The following is a 16,026-nucleotide window of genomic DNA, read 5'->3' as shown; positions in this document are numbered from 1 at the left end:
TTGCCTCGCGTAAAGCGGTGTGAAAATGGATTGAAGCCCGGGCCGTGGATTCTACTCAACTTTAGTCGATGGAGAAAGGGTTCGGATCTTGGGTATTAAAAAGAAGATCTTTTTATTTAGAGATCTGTTCTATTGTGATCTCTTATTAGGATCGCCAACTTCTGTGGATAAGTCCGATCCGGAATTTAAGATCAACCGTTTAAGAAGGATCGTTAGCTGTGAATGATCGGTGATCCTATCCAGTATAAGCTGGGATCAAAACGCAGGGTTATGCACAGGTCAAAAACCAGGCAGAAGTTATTCTTTGGATAACTACCGGTTGATCCAAGCTTTTAACCAGAGTTATCCACAGAAGAAAGTGCGATCTTTACAAATCTCTGAGCAAAAGATGCCACGATCCCACCCATATTTCGGCCGGATCCTCAGGAATCTCATGTTCGAGCACGTTAATTCTGAGTGTTTCGCCAATTTGTTTGGCGCCGCAAGCCTTCAATTCTTCATCCAGCTTATCGATAGCGCCGCAGAAGGTGTCGTATTCACGGCTACCTATTCCGATAGCACCAAAGCGCACCTGGGAAAGATCCGGTTTCTGCTCGCGTAATGCTTCATATAAAGGCAGCAGGTTATCAGGAATGTCTCCTGCACCATGCGTTGAGCTCACCACCAGCCAGATCCCTTCGTTCGGTAACTCATCCAGCATCGGGCCGTGCAGCATTTCGCTGGAAAAACCGGCATCTTCCAGTTTTTCAGCCAGGTGTTCTGCTACATATTCCGCACTACCGAGAGTACTGCCGCTGATAAGAGTGATATCTGCCATGATCGCCCGCCTATATAAAGAGGGCGTATTGTACGCTGTGAACGAGCTGGGATCTACCTGTGGAAAAATGTGGGATTAAAAAAGCCGATCATGGCTTGATGGTACGCATAATCGGGTTCTGCAGGACGATCAATGTCTCGGTGGACTGAATTTCATCAATTGTTTGGATCTTGTTGATAAGTACCTGCTGAAGAGCATCGATAGATTTACACATGACTTTAATAAAGATGCTGTAGTGGCCGGTGGTGTAATACGCCTCGGTGACTTCATCCAGACTTTCCAGTCGTGCCAGCGCGGAGGGGTAGTCTTTGGCGCTCTTTAAAATAATGCCGATAAAGCAGCCTACATCATAGCCTAGCTGCTTGGGGCTGACGTCAACATGCGCACCGGTAATGATCCCTGCCTGCTTCATTTTCTCGACGCGAACGTGAATGGTGCCGGGGCTAACGGCGAATTGTTTCGCTAATTCGGCATAGGCGGTACGTGCGTTGGCCATCAGGGCGTCAAGGATGCCGCGATCCAGATTGTCGATTTGATAATTTTCCATTGGTTTTTCTTATGATGATTAACGATTAACTCTATTTTAGCTCTAAATTTTGATGAATCAAAAGTGAGTGAGGCTTTTTATTGTTTGATTATTGTATTGATGCCCTATTTTGTTGCTTAATCAATGGCAACAGGACGCAGGAGTAAAAATAATGAAAACCGCATACATCGCAAAACAACGCCAGATTAGTTTCGTTAAATCCTATTTTTCCCGTCAGCTGGAAGAGAAGCTAGGGCTCGTAGAAGTTCAGGCGCCGATCTTAAGCCGCGTGGGGGATGGGACGCAGGATAACCTGTCTGGTTGCGAGAAAGCGGTTCAGGTGAAGGTGAAAACACTGCCAGATGCCCAGTTCGAAGTGGTTCATTCACTGGCGAAGTGGAAACGTCAAACTCTGGGACAACACGACTTCAGCGCGGGCGAAGGGCTCTACACGCACATGAAAGCCCTTCGTCCCGATGAAGATAGACTGACCGCCATTCACTCCGTTTACGTCGACCAGTGGGACTGGGAGCGTGTAATGGGTGATAACGAGCGCCACGTCGGTACGCTGGAAAGCACCGTCAAAGCCATCTGGGCGGGGATTAAAGAAACTGAAACCGCTGTGAGCAAAGAATTTGGTCTGACACCGTTCCTGCCAGAACAGATCCACTTCGTCCACAGCGAAACGCTGCTGAGCCGTTATCCTGGACTGGATGCAAAAGGTCGTGAACGTGCAATAGCCAAAGAGCTGGGCGCGGTCTTCCTTATCGGTATCGGTGGCAAATTATCCGACGGTCAGCGTCACGATGTTCGTGCGCCGGACTATGACGACTGGAGCACTCAATCTACCAGCGGTTTAGCCGGTCTCAACGGCGATATCCTGGTGTGGAACCCGGTACTAGAAGACGCGTTTGAACTCTCTTCCATGGGGATTCGCGTGGATGCCAAAGCGCTGAAACATCAGCTTCAACTGACCGGTGACGAAGATCGTTTGCAGCTGGAATGGCACCAGGCGCTGTTGGGCGGCGAAATGCCGCAGACTATCGGCGGTGGGATTGGCCAGTCGCGTCTGACGATGCTGCTGCTGCAGCTTCCGCATATCGGCCAGGTACAATGCGGAGTGTGGCCAGCACAGGTACGTGAGAGCGTCTCTTCTCTGCTGTAATTAAAGATTAACGCTGCCAGCGTCTCAGCAGGCGGCTTCTTAACCCGGTATCAAAGCGCCAGATATGATCGAAAATGCGCATGATCCCGGGTTTTCCATGTGCAGACATCGCCACGGCATGAAAACGATGTTGGTACTTATTCTGCAGATCCCCGACCTTCTTCACCACTTCATCCGGCAGTCGCTGGGCGATAAAATCTGAGATAACCACCGCGTCAGCATCCTGCCACTGCGGGTTTTGCAGATGTTCAATAATGGCGCGAAAACAGCTCGCCATGTCGGTACCGCCGCGAAAACGCTGGCTTAAAAAGCGAATGGCCTGCTCAAGCCCTTGAGAGCTGGTTAGCTCGTAGCGCACCACTTCACTCGAGAACAACATAATATAGCAGCGACGATTGTCAGCCAGCGCGACGCGCATTAGTGCCAGACAGAATGCTTTGGCGCACTGTTCGTTGAAGCCGCCCATTGAACCGGAAGTATCCACGCAGACAATAAAAGGCCCACGCGGCTGTTCGTCTTCATCCTGGTGTATCACCGGCCGCTCGGTCACTTTTTCATGCCAGGCGTCGCCATGCAGGCGATAAGTTAAAAGCTGCTTTTCCACCAGCCGCCGGTAAAACTCATATTCCAGCTCGGTGATGCCCAGCGTCGCCAGTTCTGGCGGCAGCAGACGCAGGATATCGTCGCTTTGCTGAATGCCGTCGACCTGTTCTGGTACGGTCGATGGTTCGCGCACCAGCGTGCGGAAGGTCTCCATCGGGGCATCTTTCTTCGGTACAGACTTCGCCTCGCGAGAACGCCCCAGCTGTTCGGCCAGACGCATCAGTTCCGGCTGCTGGCTGAGAAATTCGCCGTATTTGACGATTAATTGGTAGTCGCCGCGATTGAGCTGCCCGGCGCTCATGTCCCAGAGTCGGCCACCCGCGCTGTCGTTATCCACCAGCACCGGCTCCAGTTGCCCGCTTAAGGTCATCCGTTCCTGCACTTCGCTAAGCAGCTGTTCGCGTTCTTCTTCCAAAAGCTGCTGGTTGAGTGAAGTCACCTGGACCACCAGACTTAAGCGCCAGCGTTGAAGAAAGAGCGTATGCAGCGCAGGAGTAAAAGTCGCGTTATTGGTTATAAGCTGCTGGGCCTGAGCAGCAAAGGGTGACTGCACTCGTTTCAACAACGCCTGAATTTGCGGGAGCTGGACGATGAATTGGGTCGTCGATAGCAACTGGCTCTGCTGATAGCAGATAACCTCTTCTTCCAGTTCCGGCGGGATAGGCGCGCCTTTCAGGTGGTTTTTAAAGGTTTCACGCCAGCGAGGGAGATCCTCTGTAATGGCGCTTTTCAAACGGGGAAATTTTTCAAAGAAGACCGCCAACTGTGGTGAAGCCAGTAGAGCGATGATCATCTCTTCGATCATCCCCTCTTCGCTGACCGCCAGCATCATGTTGAGCGTATCAACGGTCAGCATTGCTGCGCCTGTTTGATCTGGACAGCGACGTCCTGCAGGCTGGCTTCAATACGGCCTAACCACTCTTCATTTACAAACAGGCATTTTTGCTGCTCGCTAAAGCGGTTGTGCTGCTGATGCCACTCTTCATCCAGAGCGGTGAGCTGCTGACGAATTTCGCCCGGCATGTTCTCTGGCGTATGGTTTCCCGGTAGCGACAGGCGGGAGCCTTGCAGGCTGATGTCACGCACCACAAGGTGCTGAGCTGCATCAACTTCCATATTCAACGTCAGAGCAAAGCCGATCCCGTTAAGTTTTCCACGGATTTCTCCGCCCTTCTCTAGCCAGTTCTCCAGCGTCTGACGTTCGAAGGTGATATGAATGACTTCAATATCGTGCAGCTTGAGCGGTTTTTGTAACAGCAGCGTCACCGTTGGCGACTGCACCTCTGGCGGCAGTTCGTAGTGTGGCTTGCGGCTAAACATTCCGCCCAGTCGAGTAACTTTAAGCGCCGTTTTATCGCTTTGCTGTTGCTGGATTTGTAAACGCTGTTGGGTGATTGCGCCCAGTTTATTGAGCATGGCTTGCTGCTGCCACGCGTGTCCGGTCATCAAAATATCTATCTGTTGTTGCAGTAAATTCCGGCTTTCTGCGTCATGCCATAGGCACTCTTTAAGCAAGATCAGATCGATAGGCGCTACCGCATCGCGGCCGCTGAAAAAGGCACATGCTTGTAGCAAACGGACGGCCTTTTTCCAGCGTCGGTCGGAGACGTAAGGCGCATTGGGCAGATTATCCAGTTGCTGACGCAGAGTGAAGATCAGTTCAAAGACCGTATCGGGGAGTTTGATTTTGCCGATATCTTTCTGCCACTGGAAGTACTCTTCATCAGTGACCTGTAGGTTGGCTGGGATCGGATTGTCGTTTTCGTCCTGCTGACTAATCAGCATCGAGCGAAAATTGCCTTTATCCTGAACTTTGTCGAGCCATAGACGGATGAGTATGCGGTCATATAATGCTTCAAGGCTGCTTTCGGCTTCTGGCAGCTCATTCGATGCCGTGACCAGCAGGCGCATCGGGATCTTGTCAACGTTGGCGCCGTTACGGAAGTGACGTTCGTTGATGGCGGTTAACAGGGTATTCAGGATGGCCGGGCCAGCTTTCCAGATTTCATCAAGGAAAACGATTTCTGCTTCGGGTAAATAACCCGCGGTCAGGCGCTCGTAGCGACCTTCATCTTTTAGGGCCTGAATAGATAGCGGGCCAAAGACCTCTTCCGGTGTGGAAAAGCGGGTCATCAGATATTCGAAGGCACGAGCATGCTGAAAGGCGAATTTCAGGCGGCGGGCAATGAGGCTTTTGGCAATTCCGGGAGGCCCCAGTAAAAAGACGCTCTCGCCGCTCAGCGCCGCCAGAAGGCACAGGCGAATGGCGTGGCTACGTTCAAAGAGCCCTTTCTCCAGCGCACTGCTTAAACGCGAAATTCTTTCTGCTAATAAATGTGGTTGGGCCATAATTAACCTGCGTCCTTTCGCCATGTAATCAGCTAACTGGCTGAGTATAGACGCTTAAGTCTGGCGGTGAATAGCCTGAAAAGAACCTGGCCATTTATTGAGGCAGGTTAAGATGACGCAATTAAGGAGTACGATTTTGACGTTAATCGTGCATACTGTGCGCTTTTGGTGGGCCAAGGGACTAGGCACACATTTGTTTTATAAACGAAAGACTAGTCTATGAGCACTGATAATAAACAATCTTTATCAGCGATTACACTCGCTGCAATTGGCGTGGTATACGGCGATATCGGTACCAGCCCTCTTTATACGCTTCGTGAATGTCTGTCCGGTCAGTTTGGTTTTGGTGTAGAGCGAGATGCCGTTTTTGGCTTCCTGTCGCTCATTTTCTGGCTGCTGATTTTTACCGTATCACTCAAATACATTACCTTCGTTATGCGGGCAGATAATGCCGGTGAAGGTGGGATTCTGACGCTGATGTCGCTGGCGGGACGCAACACGTCTGCACGAACCACATCGGTGCTGGTGATCCTCGGGCTTATCGGCGGTAGCTTCTTCTATGGTGAAGTGGTGATTACCCCGGCGATCTCGGTAATGTCGGCGATTGAAGGTCTGGAAATCATAGCCCCGGATCTCGAAACCTGGGTGGTCCCGATATCGATTATCGTTCTGACGCTGCTATTTGCTATCCAGAAGCACGGGACCAGCATGGTGGGCAAACTGTTCGCCCCAATCATGCTTATTTGGTTCCTGCTGCTGGCTGTACTAGGTGCGCGTAGCATTATCGCCAATCCTGAAGTTTTGCAGGCGCTAAACCCTTACTGGGCTGTTCACTTCTTCCTTGAATACAAAACGGTTTCGTTCGTCGCGCTGGGCGCGGTGGTGCTGTCGATTACCGGTGTGGAAGCGCTGTATGCTGATATGGGTCACTTTGGTAAATTACCGATCCGCCTGGCCTGGTTCTCGGTGGTTCTGCCGTCGCTGGTGCTGAACTACTTCGGCCAGGGCGCATTGCTGCTTGAACATCCGGAAGCGATTAAGAACCCGTTCTTCCTGCTGGCGCCAGAGTGGGCGCTGATCCCGATGCTGATTCTCGCCGCGCTGGCGACGGTCATTGCCTCTCAGGCGGTTATCTCCGGGGTCTTCTCGCTGACTCGCCAGGCGGTTCGCCTGGGATATCTGTCGCCGATGCGTATTATTCATACCTCGGAAATGGAGTCTGGCCAGATTTACATCCCATTCATTAACTGGCTGCTGTATATCTCCGTCGTTATCGTCATTATCAGCTTTGAGCACTCCTCAAACCTGGCGGCGGCATACGGTATTGCGGTAACGGGGACCATGGTGTTGACCACCATTCTGTTTACCACCGTGGCGCGTAAAAACTGGCACTGGAACAAGCTTGTGGTTGGCCTGCTGCTGGTGGGCTTTATGTGCATCGACATTCCGCTGTTCTCGGCAAACCTCGACAAAATTGTCTCCGGCGGTTGGCTGCCGCTGACGCTGGGTCTGGTGATGTTCACCATCATGACCACCTGGAAAAGCGAGCGTTTCCGCCTGCTGCGTCGTATGCATGAGCACGGTAACTCTCTGGAAGCGATGATCGTTTCACTGGAAAAATCACCGCCGGTACGCGTTCCTGGCACCGCGGTCTATATGTCACGCGCGCTGAACGTCATTCCGTTTGCCATGTTGCATAACCTCAAACACAACAAGGTCCTGCATGAGCGCGTGATTCTGCTGACCCTGCGTACTGAAGATGCACCTTATGTACACAATGTTCGCCGCGTGCAGATAGAGCAGCTGTCGCCTACCTTCTGGCGCGTGGTTGCCAGCTATGGCTGGCGTGAAACGCCGAATGTTGAAGAAGTGTTCCACCGCTGCGGTCTTGAAGGCTTAAGTTGCCGGATGATGGAAACGTCGTTCTTTATGTCGCACGAGTCGCTGATTGTCGGCAAGCGGCCGTGGTACCTGCGCCTGCGCGGCAAGCTTTACCTGCTGCTCCAGCGCAATGCGCTGCGCGCGCCGGATCAGTTTGAAATCCCGCCTAACCGGGTTATCGAACTGGGTACCCAGGTTGAAATCTAAAATAATCAACGCCCTCCCTCATCTTGATGGAGGGCGTTTTTTTATCGCTAATTTCGGTTTGCGAAACGTTTCGATGGTGATCACATTTCTATAACCTGATGATGGTTTTCTGCGCGTACTTGAGACTAAACTTAAGGTAGCGAAACGTTTCGCTAGTGGAGCAAGAAAACAAATGAAGAAAGGTACGGTACTCAACTCTGAAATCTCTGCGGTTATCTCCCGTCTGGGTCATACCGATACGCTGGTAGTGTGCGATGCGGGTTTACCTATTCCCCACAGCACCGCGCGCATTGATATGGCGTTAACCCAGGGCGTTCCCACCTTTATGCAGGTGTTGGGCGTAGTGACTCAGGAGATGCAGGTCGAGGCCGCCATTCTCGCGACGGAAATTCAACAACATAATCCGCAGCTCCACGAAACGTTGCTCAAACACATCGAGCAACTGCAACAACACCAGGGAAATTGCATTGACGTTCGTTATGTCTCGCATGAGCAGTTCAAACAACAAACCGCAGACAGTCAGGCGGTGATTCGCAGCGGGGAATGTTCCCCGTATGCGAATATCATTCTCTGTGCTGGCGTCACTTTCTGAGGCCATCATGGACGCACTCTTACAACTCAAAGGGATCGATAAATCGTTCCCGGGCGTGAAGGCGCTCTCCGGTGCTGCGTTAAATGTCTACTCCGGGCGCGTGATGGCGCTGGTGGGAGAAAATGGCGCGGGCAAATCCACCATGATGAAAGTGTTGACCGGGATCTACGCCCGCGACGCCGGTTCATTATTATGGCTGGGTAAAGACACGACCTTCACCGGTCCAAAATCCTCCCAGGAAGCCGGGATCGGTATCATCCACCAGGAGCTAAACCTGATCCCACAGCTGACGATCGCCGAGAACATTTTTCTTGGCCGTGAGTTTGTCGGCCGCTTTGGCAAAATCGACTGGAAAAGGATGTATGCCGAAGCCGACGTTCTGCTGGCAAAACTGAATCTGCGCTTTAAGAGCGACCGCCTGGTGGGCGAACTGTCGATTGGCGACCAGCAGATGGTGGAAATCGCCAAGGTGCTGAGCTTTGAGTCGAAGGTCATCATTATGGATGAACCTACCGATGCGTTGACCGATACCGAAACCGAATCCCTGTTCCGCGTCATCCGCGAGCTGAAATCGCAGGGGCGCGGCATTGTCTATATCTCCCACCGTATGAAAGAGATTTTCGAGATTTGCGACGATGTGACGGTCTTCCGCGATGGGCAATTTATTGCCGAGCGCGAAGTGGCCAGCCTCGATGAAGATCGGCTGATCGAAATGATGGTGGGACGCAAGCTGGAAGATCAGTATCCGCGGCTTGATAAACAGCCGGGTGATATTCGCCTGAAAGTCGATGCGCTGTGTGGGCCGGGCGTCGAAAACGTCTCCTTCACCCTGCGTAAAGGCGAAATTCTCGGCGTTGCCGGGCTGATGGGCGCCGGACGTACGGAACTGATGAAAGTACTGTACGGCGCGCTGCCGCGCACCAGCGGCTACGTGACGCTCGACGGCCATGAAGTCGTCACCCGTTCCCCGCAGGATGGTCTGGCAAACGGCATCGTTTATATTTCCGAAGACCGCAAACGCGATGGTCTGGTGTTGGGCATGTCGGTCAAAGAGAACATGTCTTTGACCGCGCTGCGCTATTTCAGTCGCGCCGGCGGTAGCCTTAAACATAAAGACGAACAGCAGGCGGTAAGCGACTTTATCCGTTTGTTCAACGTCAAAACCCCATCTATGGAACAGGCAATTGGCCTGCTGTCCGGTGGCAACCAGCAAAAGGTGGCCATTGCGCGCGGTCTGATGACCCGCCCAAAAGTACTGATCCTCGATGAGCCAACGCGCGGCGTTGATGTGGGCGCTAAGAAAGAAATTTATCAGCTAATCAACCAGTTCAAGGCCGATGGTCTGAGCATTATTCTGGTCTCCTCTGAGATGCCGGAAGTATTGGGGATGAGCGATCGCATTATTGTGATGCATGAAGGGCATCTCGGCGGTGAGTTTTCACGCGAGCAGGCCACCCAGGAAGTATTAATGGCTGCCGCAGTGGGCAAGCTTAACCGCGTGAACCAGGAGTAAAAAAGATGACAACCCAGTCTGTGGCAGGTCGCCGCTATTTCACTAAAGCATGGCTGCTGGAGCAAAAATCGCTGATTGCCCTGCTGGTGCTGATAGCGGTTGTGTCGACCATGAGCCCAAACTTTTTTACCGTCAATAACCTGTTCAACATCCTGCAGCAAACCTCCGTGAATGCGATCATGGCGGTCGGGATGACGCTGGTCATTTTAACGTCGGGGATCGACCTGTCCGTCGGTTCGTTGCTGGCGTTGACCGGCGCAGTCGCCGCGTCGATTGTGGGTATCGAAGTCAATGCGCTGGTGGCGGTTGCTGCCGCACTCGCATTAGGTGCCGCAATCGGGGCTGTTACTGGTGTCATTGTTGCCAAGGGGCGAGTTCAGGCGTTTATTGCCACCCTGGTGATGATGCTGCTGCTGCGCGGCGTGACGATGGTTTACACCAACGGCAGCCCGGTGAATACCGGATTTACCGATAATGCCGATGTCTTCGGTTGGTTCGGTATTGGCCGCCCGCTGGGTATCCCAACGCCGGTGTGGATCATGGGAATTGTTTTCCTTGCGGCCTGGTACATGCTGCATCACACCCGTCTGGGTCGTTATATCTATGCGCTGGGCGGTAACGAAGCGGCAACTCGTCTCTCCGGTATCAGCGTCAATAAAGTCAAAATTATCGTCTACTCTTTGTGCGGGTTACTGTCGGCGCTGGCGGGCATTATTGAAGTTGCGCGCCTCTCCTCAGCACAACCAACTGCGGGTACCGGCTATGAGCTGGATGCTATCGCGGCGGTGGTGCTGGGCGGTACCAGCCTGGCAGGCGGTAAGGGTCGTATCGTCGGCACGCTTATCGGTGCGCTGATTCTTGGTTTTCTGAACAATGGTTTGAACTTGTTAGGTGTTTCTTCTTATTACCAGATGATCGTTAAAGCAGTCGTGATTTTGCTGGCGGTGCTGGTGGACAACAAAAAGCAGTAACTAACGACACTACAGGACATCTTAGATATGAACATGAAAAAACTGGCTACCCTGGTTTCCGCGGTTGCGCTCAGCGCGACCGTCAGCGCGAACGCGATGGCAAAAGACACCATTGCTTTGGTTATCTCTACCCTGAATAACCCGTTCTTTGTTTCTCTGAAGGATGGCGCGCAGAAAGAAGCGGACAAACTGGGTTACAACCTGGTGGTTCTGGATTCGCAGAACAACCCGGCGAAAGAGCTGGCTAACGTTCAGGATTTGACTGTTCGCGGCACCAAAATCCTGCTGATCAACCCAACGGACTCCGACGCGGTGGGTAACGCCATCAAGATGGCAAACCAGGCGAAAATCCCGGTTATCACCCTTGACCGCGTTGCTTCTAAGGGCGACGTCGTCAGTCATATCGCGTCCGATAACGTACTGGGCGGTAAAATCGCCGGTGACTATATCGCTAAGAAAGAAGGCGAAGGTGCAAAAGTTATCGAACTGCAGGGGATTGCCGGAACATCCGCCGCGCGTGAACGTGGTGAAGGCTTCCAGCAGGCCGTGGCTGCACATAAATTCAATGTCCTGGCCAGCCAGCCTGCAGATTTCGACCGTACTAAAGGCCTGAACGTCATGCAGAACCTGCTGACCGCGCATCCTGACGTGAAAGCGGTATTCGCTCAGAATGACGAAATGGCGCTGGGCGCACTGCGTGCGCTGCAAACTGCCGGTAAATCCGATGTGATGGTGGTTGGTTTTGACGGCACACCAGATGGTGAGAAAGCGGTAAAAGATGGCAAACTGGCGGCGACAATCGCACAGTTGCCTGACCAGATTGGTGCTAAAGGCGTTGAAACCGCTGATAAAGTACTGAAAGGCGAAAAAGTACAGGCAAAATATCCTGTTGACCTGAAGCTGGTTATCAAGCAGTAATAACGCGAATGCGATTCAGGCTGTCATAGCCTGATGGACAACATCAATAAGAAAAGTAGGGCACGTGCCACCGGTTATCCGGTGGCGCATCTTACCGGACACTCTGAAAATGAAAACCGCAGGCAAACTCGTCGTCCTTGGCAGCATCAATGCCGATCACATTCTGAATCTTGAATCTTTCCCGACGCCGGGCGAAACCGTCACCGGTAGCCATTATCAGGTCGCTTTTGGCGGCAAAGGTGCTAACCAGGCAGTTGCTGCCGGGCGCAGCGGAGCGGATATTGCTTTTATTGCTTGTACCGGCGACGACGATATCGGTGAGCGTATTCGCAAGCAACTGGAAGTTGATCGTATTGACGTGGCGCCCGTGAGCGCTGTCTCCGGTGAATCGACCGGCGTCGCGCTGATCTTTGTGAATGGTGAAGGCGAAAACGTCATCGGGATCCACGCCGGTGCTAACGCTGCATTATCTACTGCCTTAGTGGAAGCCCAGCGCGAGCGAATCGCTAACGCTGATGCGCTGCTGATGCAGCTAGAATCCCCACTGGACAGCGTACTGCTGGCTGCTCAGATAGCTCACCAGAACCAAACCACCGTGGTATTGAACCCGGCCCCGGCGCGCGAGCTGCCGGATGCGCTGCTGTCGCTGGTGGATATTATTACCCCGAACGAAACCGAAGCGGAAAAGCTAACCGGCGTGCGGGTTGAAAACGATGACGATGCCGCGAAAGCCGCGCAGGTTCTGCATGGCAAAGGGATCGACACCGTGATTATTACTCTCGGCAGCCGTGGCGTATGGGCCAGCGTGAAAGGCGAAGGTCGCCGCGTGCCGGGCTTTAAAGTTCAGGCCATTGATACTATTGCTGCGGGTGACACTTTTAACGGTGCGCTGATGACGGCGCTGCTGGAAAATACGCCGCTGTCTGATGCGCTACGCTTTGCCCATGCGGCGGCCGCGATTGCCGTAACACGCAAAGGCGCGCAGCCTTCTGTTCCGTGGCGTGAAGAGATCGACGAATTTTTACGTCAACAGGGGTAATGCTTGGCCACGATGAAGGATGTTGCTCGCCTGGCGGGCGTTTCCACCTCAACGGTATCTCACGTCATTAATAAAGACCGGTTTGTCAGCGATGCCATTACCGGGAAAGTTGATGCGGCGATTAAAGAACTGAACTACGCGCCTTCTGCTTTGGCGCGTAGTCTCAAACTGAATCAGACACGTACCATCGGCATGCTTATCACCGCCAGTACCAATCCGTTCTATTCTGAACTGGTGCGCGGCGTAGAGCGGAGCTGCTTTGAGCGGGGCTACAGTCTGGTACTGTGTAATACCGAAGGTGATGAACAGCGGATGAACCGCAATCTTGAGACGCTGATGCAAAAGCGCGTCGATGGGCTGCTGCTGCTGTGTACCGAAACGCACCAGCCGTCGCTGGAAATTATGCAACGTTATCCTTCTATTCCTTCTGTGATGATGGACTGGGCACCGTTCGACGGTGACAGTGACCTGATTCAGGATAACTCACTGCTCGGCGGTGATATGGCCACGCGCTATCTCATTGAGCGGGGTTACACTCGCATTGCTTGTATTGCCGGGCCGCTGGATAAAACCCCTGCGCGTCTGCGTCTGGAAGGGTATCGGGAAGCGATGCATAACGCACAGCTGCCAATCCCTGAAGGGTATGAAATTACCAGTAACTTTGAGTTTGGTGGCGGCTTTGATGCCATGCAGCAACTACTCACGCACCCGCTTCGCCCGGATGCGGTATTTGTTGGCAACGATGCGATGGCGGTGGGCGTTTATCAGTCGCTTTATCAGGCTGGACTGCGTATCCCACAGGATGTGGCGGTGATTGGTTATGACGATATTGAGCTGGCTCGCTATATGACGCCACCGCTGACCACGATTCACCAGCCGAAAGATGAACTGGGTGAATTGGCAATAGATGTCTTAATTCATCGAATCGCCCAACCCGGGCAAAAGCAGCAGCGTATGCAGCTGACGCCCGAGCTGGTGGTTCGCGGTTCCGTTTAAGGCTAGTGCTTTTCCTTAATCAGGTTGCGCCCATCTTTGGCTTTTAGCAGCATAAACATCAATGCCGATATCACCGTGATAACGCCCATGGTGATAAAGGTATAGTGGAACTGATCTATAGTGCTCGCCCCTTCAAGACTTTGATATGAGCGCAGCACCGCGGCGCTGACTGCCACCCCAAGACTGATAGACAATTGCTGCGTCACGGCCAGCAGGCTGTTACCGCCGCTGGCGTTGTCGTCGGTTAAGTCAGCCAGCGTGATGGTATTCATCGATGTGAACTGCGTTGACATCGCCATCCCCAGCACGAAGAGCGGCAGAATCAATAACCATACCGGCATTGTCGGCGACTGAAACGCGAACTGAGCAATCATCACGCCGATAAACAGCGTCACGCTGACCAGCGTTTTTCGATAGCCTAATCGGCGCAACACCTGCGTCACGGTCGATTTCGCCAGAATCGAGCCGATGGCCGTCGGTGCCATTATGCAGCCGGCAACCAACGCCGGGTAGCCAAACCCCACTTGTAACATCAGCGGCATCAGAAACGGTATGCAGCCGGTACCCAGACGCGTGGCCAGGTTGCCAGCGATGCCGACGGAAAAGGTGCGGGTTTTAAATAATGATAGCGAGATTAGTGGCGCCGGGTGTTTGCGGGCGTGGCGGATATACGCCAGTAATAGAAGAAGACTGAACAGCACCACCATCAAGGCAATCCAGCTCGCTACAATCTGCTCGCCCAACAGTTCCATCCCAATAGAGAACAGTACCAGGCTAAATCCGAACAGCAGAAAACCGGAGAGATCGAAGCGTCGACGCGGCGTGGTGAAGTTCGGCATATATTTGCGGGCATACAGTAACCCAGCAACGCCAATAGGAATGTTGATCAGGAAAATCCAGTGCCAGGTGGCCCAGGTGACGAAGACGCCACCGAGTACTGGCCCCAAAATAGGCCCTATCAGCCCCGGCATCGTCACGAAGTTAAGCACCGGCAGAAGTTCGCTACGCGGATAAGCGCGCAGTAACGCCAGGCGGGCAACGGGCATCATCATCGCACCGCCGACCCCTTGAATGATACGGAAGATAACCAGCTCAGATAATGAGGTAGACAGCGCGCAGGCTAGCGAACCTAAGGTGAATAAGCTGACGGCCAGCATAAAGATGCGCCGGGTGCCGAAACGGTCGGCCAACCAGCCGCTCACCGGAATCAGCATCGCCACGGTGAGGGTATAACTGATAATGGCCGACTGCATTGCTAACGGGGAGCGGTTGAGACTATGGGCGATCGCGGGAAGCGCGGTATTCAGAATGGTGGCGTCCAGCGCTTGCATAAAGAAGGCCATGGCGGCAATCCAGGGAAGGCCTGCCATGCTCCGCGCTTTCATTTCAGTCATTCGCTTTCCTTTATACGACCGCACGGATATGCGGTGCATTCAATAAAGCCTGACAGGCAATAAGCGCCTGCGGACCATCACCCGCCTGAATAGCATCAACAATGGCCTGGTGACTAGCCAGCTCAATGACTTCATCTTCAGTAATAGAAGTGAAATATATGTGGTACACGGAATGGAAGAGCTTCGCGAATGAGGTCAGGAACGGATTCGCGCTCATCTCATAGATATGCTCATGCCAGGATGTGTCGACATCTATCCAGCGTTCACGGTTAAACTCTTTCTCCAACTGGGCCATCTCTCCCATTAAGGTGTTCAGATGCGCTTTCTGCTCGGCGGTACCCAGCGTTGCGGCCAGCATACATGCCTGTGGCTCCAGACTGCGGCGCAGCACCAGGAAGTGCTTCATGACGGACTGGAAGTTATCGGTGGTGAGCCACCAGGAGATCAGTTCCGTATCGAGGAAGTTCCAGTATGCCTGCGGCATTACCCGGGTGCCGATGCGCGGGCGGGGAAGAAGCATGCCTTTTGCCGAGAGCGTCTTCACCGCCTCGCGAACGGCGGTTCGGCTGACTCCGAAGATCTCACCTAACTCCATTTCACCTGGGAGAATGCTTTCCGGCGGATATTCACCGGTTAATATCTTCTGAGCTATTTTCTCAGCCAGAACCCAGGAGATGTTTTTTTGAGCTGCCAGTTGCTGTGCGCTTAGAGACATAAATGCCATTCCTATTATTTATCTTTCTTTAGTATGCCATTTGACGTGCTGGATCGGTGTTAAAAACAGCAAATCGGGCTTTTAACGGCGTATTCATAAACAATCTGGTGAAAAAGTTAGCGAGCGATAAAATATTTTAAATTTCCCCTTGTCAGGAAGAATTAACTCCCTATAATGCGGCCCCACTGAGACGGAACAACGGCAAACAAGCCGCCGGGTCAGCGGGGTTCTTCAGAGAACTTCGACAGAGAAAAGCGAAATTAAACGCTTGACTCTGAAAGAGGAAAGCGTAATATACGCCACCTCGCAACAGTGAGCGAAAGCCGTGTTGCACTGCTCT

At 52.9% G+C, this 16,026-nt stretch carries 14 protein-coding genes; 8 read left to right on the top strand and 6 right to left on the bottom strand.

Features of this window, described 5'->3' with window-relative positions; translation table 11 throughout:
• Window positions 1-367: 367 nt before the first annotated feature.
• Together mioC and asnC are read right to left on the bottom strand one after the other, a co-directional pair.
• Complete coding sequence (gene mioC, locus ABOC97_RS14360) at window positions 368-817, bottom strand: FMN-binding protein MioC (RefSeq protein WP_349598833.1); 450 nt, start codon at window positions 815-817, stop codon at window positions 368-370.
• Between the two features lie 88 nt (window positions 818-905).
• The gene (gene asnC, locus ABOC97_RS14355; protein WP_052284563.1) at window positions 906-1,364 is read right to left on the bottom strand and encodes a transcriptional regulator AsnC; all 459 of its coding nucleotides are present in this window, start codon (window positions 1,362-1,364) and stop codon (window positions 906-908) included.
• Window positions 1,365-1,515: 151 nt separating this feature from the next.
• Between asnC and asnA the strand changes: the two genes are divergently transcribed.
• Complete coding sequence (gene asnA / locus ABOC97_RS14350) at window positions 1,516-2,508, top strand: aspartate--ammonia ligase (protein WP_349598830.1); 993 nt, start codon at window positions 1,516-1,518, stop codon at window positions 2,506-2,508.
• Between the two features lie 7 nt (window positions 2,509-2,515).
• On the opposite strand, the gene viaA is transcribed toward asnA, so the two are convergent.
• Together viaA and ravA are read right to left on the bottom strand one after the other, a co-directional pair.
• Window positions 2,516-3,967, bottom strand: coding sequence for an ATPase RavA stimulator ViaA (gene viaA / locus ABOC97_RS14345; RefSeq protein ID WP_349598827.1), 1,452 nt, complete (start codon window positions 3,965-3,967; stop codon window positions 2,516-2,518).
• A complete protein-coding gene (ravA, locus tag ABOC97_RS14340; protein ID WP_349598824.1) occupies window positions 3,961-5,460 on the bottom strand; it encodes an ATPase RavA in 1,500 nt (499 codons plus the stop codon). Before ravA ends, viaA begins: the two co-directional genes overlap by 7 nt.
• Window positions 5,461-5,679: 219 nt before the next feature.
• On the opposite strand from ravA, the gene kup reads away from it, so the two are divergent.
• The 7 genes from kup (at window position 5,680) to rbsR (ending at window position 13,577) form a co-directional block, all read left to right on the top strand.
• Window positions 5,680-7,548 (top strand): low affinity potassium transporter Kup, encoded by a 1,869-nt coding sequence (gene kup, locus ABOC97_RS14335; RefSeq protein ID WP_349598821.1) that lies wholly within the window; start codon window positions 5,680-5,682, stop codon window positions 7,546-7,548.
• 172 nt (window positions 7,549-7,720) lie between these two features.
• A complete protein-coding gene (gene rbsD / locus ABOC97_RS14330; protein ID WP_234505410.1) occupies window positions 7,721-8,140 on the top strand; it encodes a D-ribose pyranase in 420 nt (139 codons plus the stop codon).
• Window positions 8,141-8,147: 7 nt separating this feature from the next.
• Window positions 8,148-9,653: a ribose ABC transporter ATP-binding protein RbsA gene (gene rbsA / locus ABOC97_RS14325; RefSeq protein ID WP_349598817.1), complete on the top strand. Its 1,506-nt coding sequence runs from the start codon at window positions 8,148-8,150 to the stop codon at window positions 9,651-9,653.
• Between the two features lie 5 nt (window positions 9,654-9,658).
• The gene (gene rbsC, locus ABOC97_RS14320) at window positions 9,659-10,624 is read left to right on the top strand and encodes a ribose ABC transporter permease (RefSeq protein WP_052284556.1); all 966 of its coding nucleotides are present in this window, start codon (window positions 9,659-9,661) and stop codon (window positions 10,622-10,624) included.
• Window positions 10,625-10,651: 27 nt separating this feature from the next.
• Window positions 10,652-11,542 carry a ribose ABC transporter substrate-binding protein RbsB gene (gene rbsB, locus ABOC97_RS14315; RefSeq protein ID WP_062776615.1) on the top strand — a complete coding sequence of 297 codons (891 nt, stop codon included), beginning with the start codon at window positions 10,652-10,654 and terminating at the stop codon, window positions 11,540-11,542.
• Between the two features lie 109 nt (window positions 11,543-11,651).
• A complete protein-coding gene (gene rbsK / locus ABOC97_RS14310; protein WP_349598813.1) occupies window positions 11,652-12,581 on the top strand; it encodes a ribokinase in 930 nt (309 codons plus the stop codon).
• Window positions 12,582-12,584: 3 nt separating this feature from the next.
• Window positions 12,585-13,577, top strand: coding sequence for a ribose operon transcriptional repressor RbsR (gene rbsR / locus ABOC97_RS14305; protein WP_349598810.1), 993 nt, complete (start codon window positions 12,585-12,587; stop codon window positions 13,575-13,577).
• 2 nt (window positions 13,578-13,579) lie between these two features.
• Here the strand turns inward: rbsR and mdtD are convergent, their stop codons facing one another.
• Together mdtD and ABOC97_RS14295 are read right to left on the bottom strand one after the other, a co-directional pair.
• Window positions 13,580-14,971, bottom strand: coding sequence for a multidrug transporter subunit MdtD (mdtD, locus tag ABOC97_RS14300; RefSeq protein WP_349598807.1), 1,392 nt, complete (start codon window positions 14,969-14,971; stop codon window positions 13,580-13,582).
• 10 nt (window positions 14,972-14,981) lie between these two features.
• Window positions 14,982-15,686 carry a FadR/GntR family transcriptional regulator gene (locus ABOC97_RS14295; protein ID WP_349598804.1) on the bottom strand — a complete coding sequence of 235 codons (705 nt, stop codon included), beginning with the start codon at window positions 15,684-15,686 and terminating at the stop codon, window positions 14,982-14,984.
• Window positions 15,687-16,026: the final 340 nt, after the last annotated feature.

Source organism: Kluyvera huaxiensis, assembly GCF_040149365.1.
Classification (GTDB): Bacteria; Pseudomonadota; Gammaproteobacteria; order Enterobacterales; family Enterobacteriaceae; genus Kluyvera; species Kluyvera intermedia_A.
The sequence above is the reverse complement of the archived record's forward strand: the minus strand, read 5'-3'. Positions and strand labels throughout refer to the sequence as shown.

Coding starts and splice junctions, on each gene's coding strand:
- mioC (WP_349598833.1), bottom strand. CDS start 817: ATGGCAGATATCACTCTTATCAGCGGCAGTACTCTCGGTAGTGCGGAA.
- asnC (WP_052284563.1), bottom strand. CDS start 1,364: ATGGAAAATTATCAAATCGACAATCTGGATCGCGGCATCCTTGACGCC.
- asnA (WP_349598830.1), top strand. CDS start 1,516: ATGAAAACCGCATACATCGCAAAACAACGCCAGATTAGTTTCGTTAAA.
- viaA (WP_349598827.1), bottom strand. CDS start 3,967: ATGCTGACCGTTGATACGCTCAACATGATGCTGGCGGTCAGCGAAGAG.
- ravA (WP_349598824.1), bottom strand. CDS start 5,460: ATGGCCCAACCACATTTATTAGCAGAAAGAATTTCGCGTTTAAGCAGT.
- kup (WP_349598821.1), top strand. CDS start 5,680: ATGAGCACTGATAATAAACAATCTTTATCAGCGATTACACTCGCTGCA.
- rbsD (WP_234505410.1), top strand. CDS start 7,721: ATGAAGAAAGGTACGGTACTCAACTCTGAAATCTCTGCGGTTATCTCC.
- rbsA (WP_349598817.1), top strand. CDS start 8,148: ATGGACGCACTCTTACAACTCAAAGGGATCGATAAATCGTTCCCGGGC.
- rbsC (WP_052284556.1), top strand. CDS start 9,659: ATGACAACCCAGTCTGTGGCAGGTCGCCGCTATTTCACTAAAGCATGG.
- rbsB (WP_062776615.1), top strand. CDS start 10,652: ATGAACATGAAAAAACTGGCTACCCTGGTTTCCGCGGTTGCGCTCAGC.
- rbsK (WP_349598813.1), top strand. CDS start 11,652: ATGAAAACCGCAGGCAAACTCGTCGTCCTTGGCAGCATCAATGCCGAT.
- mdtD (WP_349598807.1), bottom strand. CDS start 14,971: ATGACTGAAATGAAAGCGCGGAGCATGGCAGGCCTTCCCTGGATTGCC.
- ABOC97_RS14295 (WP_349598804.1), bottom strand. CDS start 15,686: ATGTCTCTAAGCGCACAGCAACTGGCAGCTCAAAAAAACATCTCCTGG.